This window comes from Bibersteinia trehalosi, from assembly GCF_004346205.1.
GTDB lineage: Bacteria > Pseudomonadota > Gammaproteobacteria > Enterobacterales > Pasteurellaceae > Bibersteinia > Bibersteinia trehalosi.
Map to the genome: position 1 here is coordinate 104293 of NZ_SMAM01000002.1, position 12634 is coordinate 116926.

12 protein-coding genes are annotated in these 12634 nt (G+C 41.9%); 4 read left to right on the forward strand and 8 right to left on the reverse strand.

What is annotated here, in order from left to right; all coding sequences use genetic code 11:
* Positions 1-13 precede the first annotated feature (13 nt).
* The 7 genes from icd to citC all read right to left on the reverse strand — a co-directional run bounded on the left by icd (position 14) and on the right by citC (position 8047).
* Positions 14-1261, reverse strand: coding sequence for an NADP-dependent isocitrate dehydrogenase (gene icd / locus EDC51_RS02440; RefSeq protein ID WP_131928080.1), 1248 nt, complete (start codon positions 1259-1261; stop codon positions 14-16).
* Positions 1262-1432: 171 nt separating this feature from the next.
* Positions 1433-2872: an anion permease gene (locus EDC51_RS02445; RefSeq protein ID WP_015432701.1), complete on the reverse strand. Its 1440-nt coding sequence runs from the start codon at positions 2870-2872 to the stop codon at positions 1433-1435.
* Positions 2873-2882: 10 nt separating this feature from the next.
* Positions 2883-4247, reverse strand: coding sequence for a triphosphoribosyl-dephospho-CoA synthase CitG (gene citG / locus EDC51_RS02450; RefSeq protein WP_131928081.1), 1365 nt, complete (start codon positions 4245-4247; stop codon positions 2883-2885).
* A 100-nt stretch (positions 4248-4347) separates the two neighbouring features.
* A complete protein-coding gene (gene citF / locus EDC51_RS02455) occupies positions 4348-5856 on the reverse strand; it encodes a citrate lyase subunit alpha (protein WP_015432703.1) in 1509 nt (502 codons plus the stop codon).
* 1 nt (position 5857) lies between these two features.
* Positions 5858-6733, reverse strand: coding sequence for a citrate (pro-3S)-lyase subunit beta (citE, locus tag EDC51_RS02460; RefSeq protein ID WP_025289451.1), 876 nt, complete (start codon positions 6731-6733; stop codon positions 5858-5860).
* Positions 6734-6741: 8 nt separating this feature from the next.
* A complete protein-coding gene (gene citD / locus EDC51_RS02465; RefSeq protein WP_015432705.1) occupies positions 6742-7029 on the reverse strand; it encodes a citrate lyase acyl carrier protein in 288 nt (95 codons plus the stop codon).
* Between the two features lie 10 nt (positions 7030-7039).
* On the reverse strand, positions 7040-8047 hold the full coding sequence (gene citC, locus EDC51_RS02470; RefSeq protein ID WP_131928082.1) for a [citrate (pro-3S)-lyase] ligase: 1008 nt from the start codon (positions 8045-8047) through the stop codon (positions 7040-7042).
* A gap of 272 nt (positions 8048-8319) precedes the next feature.
* On the opposite strand from citC, the gene EDC51_RS02475 reads away from it, so the two are divergent.
* From EDC51_RS02475 to metF, 3 genes are all read left to right on the forward strand, one after another.
* Entirely contained in the window at positions 8320-8748 is a 429-nt protein-coding gene (locus EDC51_RS02475; RefSeq protein ID WP_015432708.1) for a PAS domain-containing protein, read from the forward strand.
* Between the two features lie 75 nt (positions 8749-8823).
* Positions 8824-10377: a diflavin oxidoreductase gene (locus EDC51_RS02480; protein ID WP_131928083.1), complete on the forward strand. Its 1554-nt coding sequence runs from the start codon at positions 8824-8826 to the stop codon at positions 10375-10377.
* Between the two features lie 191 nt (positions 10378-10568).
* Positions 10569-11453 carry a methylenetetrahydrofolate reductase gene (gene metF, locus EDC51_RS02485; RefSeq protein WP_064319005.1) on the forward strand — a complete coding sequence of 295 codons (885 nt, stop codon included), beginning with the start codon at positions 10569-10571 and terminating at the stop codon, positions 11451-11453.
* A 36-nt stretch (positions 11454-11489) separates the two neighbouring features.
* On the opposite strand, the gene EDC51_RS02490 is transcribed toward metF, so the two are convergent.
* A complete protein-coding gene (locus EDC51_RS02490; RefSeq protein ID WP_025289455.1) occupies positions 11490-11702 on the reverse strand; it encodes an alternative ribosome-rescue factor A in 213 nt (70 codons plus the stop codon).
* A 145-nt stretch (positions 11703-11847) separates the two neighbouring features.
* Here EDC51_RS02490 and EDC51_RS02495 point away from each other — a divergent pair, with 145 nt between their 5' ends.
* Complete coding sequence (locus EDC51_RS02495) at positions 11848-12603, forward strand: class I SAM-dependent methyltransferase (RefSeq protein ID WP_131928084.1); 756 nt, start codon at positions 11848-11850, stop codon at positions 12601-12603.
* Positions 12604-12634: the final 31 nt, after the last annotated feature.

Genomic DNA, 12634 nt, shown 5'->3' on the forward strand with positions numbered 1-12634 from the left:
AATTTGCAAAACCTTACATATTTGCCACAATATCTGCGGCAAATTCAGAAGTTGAACGAAGTGTTGCGTTAGCTAATGTTTCAGCAAAATCAAATGTCACTGTTTTCGCTGCAATTGTTTTTGACACCGCATTCACCACCAGATCAGCGGCTTCTACCCATCCTAGGTGGCGTAACATCATTTCACCGCTTAAAATAAGAGAACCGGGGTTGGCCTTATTGTGCCCTGCAATTTTAGGTGCAGTACCATGGGTCGCCTCAAAAATTGCAGCCTCTGCGCCGATATTTGCGCCTGGTGAAATACCAATTCCACCTACTTGTGCCGCCAGCGCGTCGGAAATATAGTCGCCATTGAGATTAAGTGTAGCGATAACATCATAATCAGCAGGATGTAATAACGCCTCTTGCAAAAACGCATCAGCAATACAATCTTTGATAATAATTTGTTTGCCTGTTCTTGGGTGAATTAGACGATGCCAACTGCCTCCTTCTAACGGCTCCGCACCAAATTCTTTTGCAACTTGGTAGCCCCACTCTTTAAATGCGCCTTCGGTAAATTTCATAATGTTGCCTTTGTGTACCAAAGTTAAAGAGTCACGATCATTATCGATCACATATTGCAATGCAGCCCGTACTAAGCGTTGCGTGCCTTGCTTAGAAACAGGTTTAATCCCGATCCCACATTCTTGACTAAAGCGGATTTTGGTGACACCCATTTCCTGCTGTAAAAACGTAATGATCTTCTGCGCTTCAGCAGACCCTGCCTGCCACTCTATGCCAGCATAAATATCTTCAGAATTCTCACGAAAAATGACCATATCAACCAATTCCGGTTGTTTTACTGGACTTGGCGTACCTTCATAATAACGAATCGGACGTAGGCAGTTATATAAATCCAAGCCTTGACGCATTGCCACATTTAATGAACGGATACCTCCGCCTACCGGTGTCATTAGCGGACCTTTAATCGCAACGTGATATTTTTGAATGAGCTCCAGGGTTTCTGCTGGTAACCATGTACCTTCACCATATTTTTGATTGGCTTTTTCACCCGCATAAATTTCCAGCCATTCAATTTTGCGACTACTACCGTATGCTTTTTCCACTGCGGCATTAATGACCGTTTGCATTGCGGGGGTCACATCAACCCCTATACCATCCCCCTCAATAAAAGGAATAATCGGATGAGTTGGCACATTTAAAGAACCATCTATGTTCAACTTAATCGCTTCGCCAGATAAAGGTTGTTTCACATATTGCATAGCATCCTCCTTTCGGAAATTTGTCTATTTATAATCCAATAAACAATAATTTGCAACATATTTTTAACACAAAGATAACAAATAAGCATTTTTAAAAACAATTTATTGCGATTGCCATAAAAAAAGCAGGGTGCTTTAATCTGCACCCTGCTTTTCTATTTGAAATATAATTTACAACCAGCCCATGCCAAGCAGTAATTCCCACCATGCAATACCCACTGTACAGTGAATAATTAAGCTACCAAATGCAATAATTGCTCCTGCGATCCACCACGATTTAATATCATTATACCCCGCACCAAAAGTGATTGGACCTGGGCCACCACCATAGTGAGTGACAGAACCACCATAGGAGTTAGCAAATAACAGCCCTATCGTCAGTAGTTCTACTGGTGCACCAGCAACTTTACCTACTGTTGCAAATACTGGTACCATTGCCGCAACATAAGCACCACCGGAAGCAAATAAATAACGAACCGCCACACTTAAGGTTAAAATCACAAGTAAAGCAATAATGCCATGGTCACCAAAATTGATGCTTGCTTGCATGGTATCTGCAAGCCATTTAAAGAAACCTGCTTTATCTAAGATAGAAGACATCCCAATAATGCCGCCATACCAGATTAAGGTATCCCAACCAGCCTTATTTTTACGGACATCATCCCAGCTGACAATATTTAAGAACACACATAACACCATGGTGATTAATGCAACAGTCGTTGCACTCACACCTAATTCTTTTGCAAAGATCCAAGCAAACAGTGCGCCAAAGAAGAGTACAGACAAGAATTTTTCACGTAAGCTCATTGGGCCTAATCCCGCTAAACCTTCTTGAGCAATGGTTTTATTATCCACCTCTTTTAATTCTGGTGGCGCAACAAAATAACAAACCAATGGAATTAAGAATAAGCACAGTAGCCCTGGTACACTGGCTGCTAAAAACCATTTTACCCAGTCAAGTTCAAAACCTAAAATTGGCGCCATAATAGAAAGTGCTAGTGCATTCGGAGCCATTGCCGTTAAGAAAATATAGCTCGTTGTTTTTACCACCATATAAACATTCATTAACAGATAGCGCCCTGCCTTTTTCGGACTTTTCTCAGGATCAGAGCCAAGTGTTACAGCCACGCTGTTAATGATCGGGAAGACAATCCCCCCTGCTCGCGCAGTGTTCGATGGCGTTGCCGGCGATAAAAGTAGATCTAAAAACATGGTCACATAACCTAAACGTAATGTTGTATGACCAAACATTCCAATTAAATGATAGGCAATTCGCTTACCTAATCCTGTGATCACAAATGCCGAGCTCATGGTAAAAGCCGTGAAAATTAGCCAAGTAGTAGGTGATTGATAGCCACTTAGCGCCTGTCCAGCTTTAACAAATTCCCCAGCTCCACTGGTATTACCAATAGTTGCCATAGAAAGTGCTACCGCAGTGAGCAAAATAACTGGCTCACCATAAGGCTTTAAGATGAGCCCTAAAATGGTGGCAAGATAGATCCCAAATAAACGCCACGCAATTAAGGATAAACCCTCTGGCGCAGGGAGCAAAAAGACAACAATCGGAATCGCCGCCATAATTGCAAGTTTGGCATTTTTAGATAAAGCCATAGTTGTTACCTCATAAAGTTAATAAAAAATGAAAGAAAATGGTTAATGCAAGCAGATCTGCGCTGCCACCTGGGCTCAGGTTACGTTGAATACACTGATGGTCAAACGCATTAAGTTGCTTAATAAAGTCAGCTTGGTTATGCAAATGCTGTAAGCCATTCAATAGCTGTGCCGCTTGCTGCTGTATAAACGCTAACCCTGCCATTCCTCCTCGATGCACCACATTGGTGTCAGGATTACTTTGCATCAAATATAATAAGGCGATATGCCAATTAGGCTTTTCCCCAAGCATTTGTAATGTGTTTCTCACCTGTGGAAATCCGGCCTCTGCTTCTCCCCTTGCCCCAGTTAAACCATATTGTTGGAAAAGTTTTACCCCATGAGTAAGCGGTGCATTCTCAGGATAATTTTGCAACTCCGCCGTCACGCCATAACAGATTTGTGCGACTATTTCGCACACTTGTTCCACGCTATGTTCAATCTGAAAATGTTGTGAAGCAAATAAACGCCCTAACGCCGTGCAAACTAAGCCAAAAGCAAAAATTGCGCCTTTATGGGTATTTACACCATTTGTAGCCTGTAACATTGCTTGCTCAGCTTGTAACCCAAGCGGTCGAATTTGCGCTAAAATTTGCGAAACAGGCTGATTTACTGTCGCAATCCCTTTATGCACAAAGGCAGACCAAAATGGCGCTAAAGCCTCACAACTCGCCATAAAGGTGGTAAAATCCATATCATGGTGTGCGCCATTATTTGCGCTATCCACCAAGCCGGGCTTAGGGGTAAGTTGCACTTCATGTAATAACGCTTGCTGCACTCGCTCACTAATCTGGTCTGCAAAATTCTCAGCCATTGCCCGTTGCTGCATTTCTGCAATAATTTCCGTTGTACTGTGCCGTCTTTCTCTGGCACAAATTTTGGCTACACCTTGGCAAACTAAACAAGGGCGGTTTGCCAATCCCATTTTTGTCCGACTGAGTAACTCGCCTGTAGGGCTAATTACATCGAGATCCCATAAACGCGCTAGAGGACTCTCATCCTCTAAAGCAATCATCGCTTGTTTTAATAATTCGGCGTCAATCGGTAAGGCAAACAATGCTTCGTGCCCTGTTTCTAATTCACGGATAAGTTGTTCTGTCGGGGTAATGCCCAAACGATTAAAACAAGCGGTTAATTTCGCTAAACATTTTGCAAAGACAAAATCCAATAAGGCATTTTTCTTCAGCGCCCCCACTGCAGTCAGAGTCACAGAAAGCACACTCTGCCGATATTTACTCAGCAGCGCTTGTTGAATGGCGAAACGTGTTTCTCGTGCCATTAGTAGTTCGTCTAAATCAATGGGACGGCCGGTAGTAGAAAATGTAAGCGATAACATTGGCTTTTCATATTAGGCGAACGATATACGTTCGCCTTTATAGTATGTTTAAATATTCAAAACGCGTACTTTAATGGACGCACACTGTGCGCCCGACAATCTAGCTTTTTACCTGATACACAGTATCAATCACTGAACCATCACGATAGCGAACTACCGCCACAGGACGCTCAGTAAACTCGATCGGCTTCGGTTTACCCGTTAGGGCGTAAGCTTTCTCCATCAATTGCTCAATGCTAAAAAGCTCAATCCCCGCTTGCGTTAAATTCTCAATGAGATCAACGCGCGTTGGATTAACTGCTATGCCATGATCGGTCACTAAAATATCGATATTTTCCCCAGGCGTAACACAGGTGATCACCTCTTCTACCACCGTAGGAATTCGCCCACGGACAAGAGGCGCAACAATTATGGCAACCTGTGCAGATGCAGCGGTATCGCTATGCCCTCCTGAAGCCCCTCGAATCACACCATCAGAGCCCGTTAGTACATTGACATTGAAATGGCGGTCAATCTCTAAGGCACTTAAAATCACCACATCGAGCCGTTCAACACTCGCCCCTTTAGAACTAAAGTTTGCATATTGATTTGCTGAAACTTCAATGTGGTTCGGATTACGCGCCAATGATTCTGCGGCATCTTTATCAAAACTTTGCACATCAATGAGTTTTTTGATTAAACCCGCTTCATGTAGTTTAACCATTGAAGAAGTGATCCCTCCTAGGGCAAAATCTGCCGTGATATTTTGACGGCGCATTTTATCTTCAAGAAAACGTGTAACCGCTAATGCTGCTCCACCGGAGCCTGTTTGCATTGAGAATCCATCCTTGAAATAGCCTGAAGCAAAGATCACCTCCGCCGCTTTGCGCGCAATCAGTAATTCGCGGGGATTGGTCGTCATACGGGTTGCACCACCACCAATTTTTTTCGGGTCGCCTACAGCATCCACTTTCACAATGAAATCCACCTGATCTTGTGCAATGCTGGCAGGATGATGTGGATAAGGGGCAAATTGCTCGGTTAATAACACTACTTTATCGGCATATTCCGCATCGACTTTGGCATATCCCAATGAACCGCATTTGCTTTCACCGCTAAAACCATTAGCATTACCAAATTTATCGCAACACGGTACGCCTAAAAAGGCGACATCAATTTTAATCTCTCCCGTTCTAACTAAATGCGCACGACCACCATGTGAATGAATGTTCACCGGTTCTGCTAATTGAATATCCCCACATGAAATGGCATCAGCCAGCTTGCCACGTAAACCCGAAGAGTAAATTTTACGCACTACGCCATGCTTGATATGTTCAATAAGTGGAAAATGGCTATCAATTAAGGAACTCGAAGCCAATGTTAAATTTTTAAAGCCCATTTCGGCAATTTTTGCCATAACCATATTGACGATAAAATCCCCACCACGAAAAGCATGATGGAATGAAATCGTCATACCATTTTGTAACCCTGAACGACGAATCGCCTCTTCCAGACTGTCACATACTTTGCGATCTTTTGCTGTTCGTTGTAATGATTCCGCTTTTGGCGCAGCTTGGTAAGCGGTCAAATTTGTGCTTAATTTTGCTAAACGTTCTTCTCTAGTACGCATATTATTCCTCCCGAATGCCTGATTTGGCACGCTCTAAGACTAATCTTGCTCGTTCAATAATCGGTGCATCGATCATCTTGCCATTTAGCGATACAACCCCTAAGCCCTGTTGCTCTGCTTCATTCGCAGCTTCAATGACTTTCCGAGCGTGATCAACATCTTTTTGCGTTGGTGCAAATAAGTTGTGCAATAATTCAATTTGACGAGGATTGACGAGGGATTTGCCATCAAAGCCCAGTTGCTTAATCAGCGCTGCTTCTTTTAAAAAACCATCTTCATTATTTGCATCGGAATAAACTGTGTCGAAAGCTTGAATACCCGCTGCACGCGCCGCTTGTAAAATAGAACAACGTGCGAAAAGTAATTCAATGCCTTCCGGTGAGCGTTCTGTCTTCAAATTACGAACATAATCTTCTGCCCCCAAGGCGATACCAATTAAACGTTTTGAAGCAAATGCAATTTGATTCGCTTGGGTAATCCCCAGCGGAGATTCAATTGCCGCTAACATTTTGGTTGAACCTATTTCTCGTCCACAATTTTTTTCAATCTCGCTAATCGCGTGATCCATATCAAGCACATCTTGGGCTGTTTCTGTTTTCGGCATGCGTACCACATCGACACCTGCGCGTACTACCGCGTTTAAATCGGCTAAACCAAATTCACTGTCTAATGGATTCACTCGCACTACGGTTTCCATTTCTTGATAGAGCGGGTGACGTAACGCGTGTGCCACTAATAAGCGCGCACTGTCTTTTTCTTTTAAAGCCACGGCATCTTCTAAGTCAAACATGATTGAATCAGGTTTATAAATAAAAGAATTACTCAGCATTGCGGCATTAGAGCCCGGTACAAACAACATGCTGCGGCGTAATTTGATCTTTTGGCTCATAGCATTTTCTCCCAGTTGATCGGTTCATCGGTGGCACGTTGCAATGCTGCTTTTAAACGCGCCTGTAACACACAATCTAGTGCACCTTTATCTTCTACAATCACCTGTGCATGAGTAACATTGAGTTGTGCTAGCACTGACTTTACTGTTGCCTCAATTTGATCACCAAACTGCTTACCAACCGAACTGTTAATTTCAATATCTAAACCTTGTGCAGGTGCAACTCGAATCAGAGCATCACTTGATTCCAGCGTCCCCGCGAGGGCTGCTTTCGTAATTTGCATAACGATTTCCTTATTTTGTTTCAATTTGTTTTAAAAATGCGAAGGTAGAGGCTGGTACAAGCTTCTCTATTGCTTGCCAATCGTGCTGTGACAACAATGCACGAACCCGACTTGCCGAAATAGGCTCGCCATCACAACTTTTACGTTCAATTTCTACTACGGTAATTTTATCTGCGCTCATGTCTGCTTCTGTTAGCCAATAGTGCATTTGGCGATTGTATTCTCGTGTTACAGCACAATGTGGTTCTGTCCCAACAAAACGATGCGTAATACCCAAACTTGGGGCAATTTGCTGACGAAATAGCTTGAGATCAAACTCCAAATGGAGTGAGTCCGCTAACCCCCGATCTTTAAGAAAATAATCAGGGAAGGTTGCTCGAGAAATAATGTAATTTGAACCAGGATGAATAGTAAGATGAGAAAGGTCGGCTAAGCCTTGTTGGATAAGTTGGAAACGATCATGGTAGGAAAATTGGGAGGCATCTTCTCCCACTACAAAAAGATGTAGATGCTCGCATTGTGACAGCGCTTGTTCAACTAAGTAGCGATGCCCTAAAGTAAATGGGTTGGCATTCATCACAATTGCGCCGATTTTCTCACCGGCAACTCGCATTTGTGCCCAACGGTCACGCTGCTTTGCTAACCGAGTTCGGCTATTTTCCAATAAAACTACATTCGGTTTCGCTTCCGCTATCAGATAAAAGCCGCAATGCTGAAACAGCTTTTCATATTCAGGTTTGGTATAGATAAAAAGTTCGTGCTGACCAAGTTCATAAGCCAAATTAACCAGCTCAGTAGCAAGCTGTAGCACAATGCCCGAACCCCGCATATCAGGTTTTATCGCAATGCATTTAATAATATTACCGGAAATACCGCCACAAGCCAGAATACGCTCATGTTCATCTAAGACGACAACAAATTGTGCTATACACTCATCTAACCGTAATCCATTTTCCTCTAAAAAAATGCGTATAGCGGTTAATTTTGATGAATTTTTTGCAACACGAGTGAAATACATTTGACAATTTATTTACATAATAAAAAAAACATCTGCATTGTAACAAATCCAAGGCTTGTTGGCTGTTTAAACGTTTTCCTTTTTGACAAGAATCAATCTGATTTTGGTATCGGTGAGCTTTTGTACACACATACCCAATAATAAAATCCGTGCCATTTGATCTAAATCAGATTTCATACAAAAAGCTTGAGAAAAATACCTCATTATGCGTTATCTTATTCCTAGTATTTTAGTCGGGTATTACCCATTCATTACTCTATGGAGACTTTAACATGACACAACAAATCGTGCCGTCTAACGAAACTATCCTGAAAGCCGTACAAGATACTTTGGTGATTTCCACTACAGACTTACAAGGCGTGATCACCTATGCAAATGATCTTTTCTGTAAATTAACTGGCTTCTCGCGTGAAGAGTTAATCGGGCAACCACACAACATCGTACGCCATCCTGCGGTACCAAAAGAAGTGTATAAAGAGATGTGGGATACAATCCAAGCTGGCAAAATTTGGACAGGTATCGTGCCTAACTGCGGTAAAGGTGGGGTGGTGTATGTCGTTGATACTACCGTTCAGCCTATGTTTGATGAAGCAGGACAGATCACAGGTTATATCAGTGTACGTCGCGTAATTAACGATCTAATGCAAAACTTTGATGCTGTTGAATTTTCAAAAGAAATTTTTGATGATTTCCACGGTTAAATTAAACAAGAACTTAGTAACAAGGGCGAATAATTCGCCCTTTTTCAGTATTTATTCTAGAAATAAGGAATTGCTATGCCGTTCTTTTCTCATATCCACATTGCTTACGGCTCAGAATCAGGTCGTGCGGAACAACTTGCTCAGCAACTACAACAACAACCTTGTTTAGCCGCTCATCCACACTCTATTGCCAGCCTGAATAACACACATTTAGAGCAACTCCCCCCTCACACCTTACTCCTTATCGTAACCAGCTCTTTTGGCGATGGCGAAGCACCAGCTAATGCGGATCAATTTGCAAATCACCTAGAAAATCTCCCCGCTTGTCATATTTCCTATGCGATTTTTGGCTTAGGGGATACCAGCTATGACAAATTTTGTGGCTACAGCAAACATCTAGATCATCTTTTACAATGTAAACACGCGACAGCCATTATTGAACGTGTAGATGCAGATTTAAACTACCAAGCGATTTTCCAACAATGGCTAAACCTTTTAATTCAAGCATTAGCGAATCCAATTACACCACCTCTTTCCCATTCCCTCTCAGTGAAAGTGTATGCTGCTAACCAAACCTATGCGGCACAAGTTTTAGACATTCAACAGCTGGCACAATCAACTCCCGCAGTATTTCATCTGCGCTTATCATTAAAAGAGAGTGGTATCTTCTACCAAGCCGGCGATCTCATTTATCTTCAAGCACCGAACGCGGACTCACTCCTTGCCGAATTCTGCCATTGGTTTAATGACTCTTCAGCAAAAGAGGTATTACAGCAAAAAGAGCTACGCTTATTGAATAAAAATATTCTGCGTGATGTCGCAAAAATTTGCGATAGCACTGAGCTTAAAGCGCTAACAAAAATCGCCAATAAAAAAGCGCTTGAAGACTATCTTTATGGACACGATCTGCTCGATCTCCTACGCGATTTCGACCCAGAACATCGCGTGAGCCTACAAGATTTACATGCTCTGTTACCTAATCTTACTGCTCGTGCATATTCCATCAGCTCTTGTGGGCAAACACATCCCGAATATGTTGATCTATGCGTCCGTGAGGTAAGCTATCAACTCGGTGAGCGTCACTACTACGGCACGGCAAGCCACTATATTGCTCAATGCCAAGCGGGCGATTTTTTACCAATTTTTGCAAAATCAAACCCGACTTTTCATCTAACAAATAAGCAGATACCAATCGTCATGATTGGCGCAGGCACCGGTATTGCCCCCTATATCGGTTTTTTACAAGCCCTACAACGCGAGCAACGCGCTTCTTCGCATTATCTCTTTTTTGGTGAGCGCCACCGCTTACATGATTTTCTCTACCAAAATGAGCTTGAACAATATCTGCACAACGGAACTTTAACGAAACTTTTCACCGCCTTTTCTCGCGACCAAGCAGAAAAAGTTTATGTTCAAGATCTTCTCAAGCAACAGGCAGAGTTGATTTGGCAATTAATCCAGCAAGGTGCCTATTTTTACGTATGCGGCAGTAAAAAGATGAGCAAAGCGATTGATGAAAGCCTACTTGAAATTGCAGAACGCATTGGTCATCAACCTTATATTGATGATTTTAATAATATTGTGGCACATTTAGTTGCTGAAGGACGTTTACTACGCGATATCTATTAAGCAAGCGGCTAAATTTTGCTAAAAAAATGCAAAATTGGGGCGCTTGAGCTGATGAATTCTTTTCATTGACATAATGAAAATGATCAAATTGACATTATGTTGCTATCCGAATAGAATTCTAGCCGTCTAAACGTCTAAATGCAGACACAGTATGCAAACTAAACATCATATATAACAAAAAGGAAAAGCTTATGAGCTATGCCCGCACAACTGATTTACTCAATCAAAATCTTGCTGAATTAAATGGCAAAGTAAATGTCTCGTTTGAATTCTTCCCCCCTAAAACGGAAAAAATGGAAAGCCTGTTTTGGGATTCAATTCAACGCTTAGCAACTCTAAAACCAAAGTTTATTTCTGTGACTTATGGCGCAAACTCAGGAGAACGTGATCGCACGGCATCACTTGTGAAAAAGATTCAGCAAGATACGGGCATTATTTCTGCTCCCCATTTAACTGGTATTGATGCCACGCCAGATGAATTACGCCAAATTGCAAAAGATTATTGGGAAAATGGAATTCGTAGCATTGTGGCTTTACGTGGCGATTTGCCCGCTGGTTATAACAAAGCGCCTTTTTATGCTTCTGATTTAGTCAAATTACTAAAAGAAGTTGCTGATTTTGATATTTCTGTAGCAGCTTATCCTGAAGTACACCCTGAAGCTAAATCTGCACAATCAGATTTAATTTACTTAAAGCAGAAAGTGGATGCGGGAGCAAACCGTGCAATTACTCAGTTTTTCTTTGATATTGAAAGCTACCTGCGCTTCCGTGATCGCTGTGTAACAACGGGAATTGATGTCGAGATTGTGCCAGGTATTCTGCCAATCCTGAACTATAAACAATTAGAAAAAATGGCAAAAATCACCAATGTGAAAATCCCAGCTTGGTTACACCATGCTTATCAAGGCATTCGTGAAGAGGATAAAAGCACAGCGCAAATTGTGGGTGCTAATATTGCTATGGAGATGGTTAAAGTGTTGGCAAAAGAAGGGGTTAAAGATTTCCACTTCTATACTTTAAACCGAGCAGATCTTTCTTATGCATTGTGCCATTCATTAGGGGTACGAGCCGCCTAACCCCGTCTAACCCTGCAAGGATAACTAAAACCCCATTTAAAAATACGCAATTTGTGCATTTTTAAATGGGGTTTCATTTTGCCCTTCTGCTTTACGATGTTTTGCATTACGTTGGTAACTGCCCTTTCCTTTACGTTTGCGTTCTACTCGGCTATGAAATAAGCGATCCGTTACCAAGGCTTTTACTGCACTTTCTTTAATTTCACCTCGCCCGTGGGCATAACTATTTGCTTGTATTTGTTTTGCCATAATTATCCTTAAATGCTCTGTTAAAAAATCAGCAACATTTTAGCAAAAGCTATGATTTTGTATATAAAAAACAGTATAATCCTGCGTAACTATACGCATAACAAGCGGTTAGTTTGAATGGAATTTTTACAAAATGGGGTTCTATATGAAAAAAGAAGAAGTTGGTCACCATTTTTTAGCTCGTCTTGGTAAAACACGGTTACGCCCAGGTGGTAAACTCGCAACCGATTGGTTACTCGCTAATGGCGATTTTCGCCAAGATAAAAAAGTATTAGAAGTTGCTTGTAATATGGGTACAACCGCTATTGAGGTCGCAAAGCAATTTGGTTGCCAAGTAGTCGGGGTCGATCTTGATGAGGAAGCATTAGAAAAGGCACGCCAAAATATCAAAGAAAATCAGCTAGACGAATTAGTACAAGTGCAGCGTGCCAATGCAACCAAACTACCATTCGAAGATAATAGTTTTGATATTGTGATCAATGAAGCCATGCTTACTATGCTACCGCTGGAAGCAAAAAAGAAAGCGATTCGCGAATATTTGCGGGTACTCAAACCGAATGGATTCTTACTCACTCATGATGTGATGCTCAATACAGAAGATGCCGAGGCGGTTATTACCGAATTGCGCGATGCGATTAATATTACCGTTACACCACTCAGTAAAGAAGGTTGGAAATCGACTTTTGCTGAATGCGGTTTTCGTAATGTTGATACCTTCTCAGGCGAAATGACCCTTCTCTCACCTAAAGGGTTAATTTATGATGAAGGCGTTATGGGGGCAATAAAAATTATTCGTAACGCGCTGAAAACCCAGAATCGCGAGACCTTCAAAAAAATGTTTAGAACGTTTAATAGCCCTGAAAAAAAACTCGGTTTTATTGCCGTGTGTAGCCAGAAATAATAAATCCCCCTCTGGGGGATTTTGGCATTTA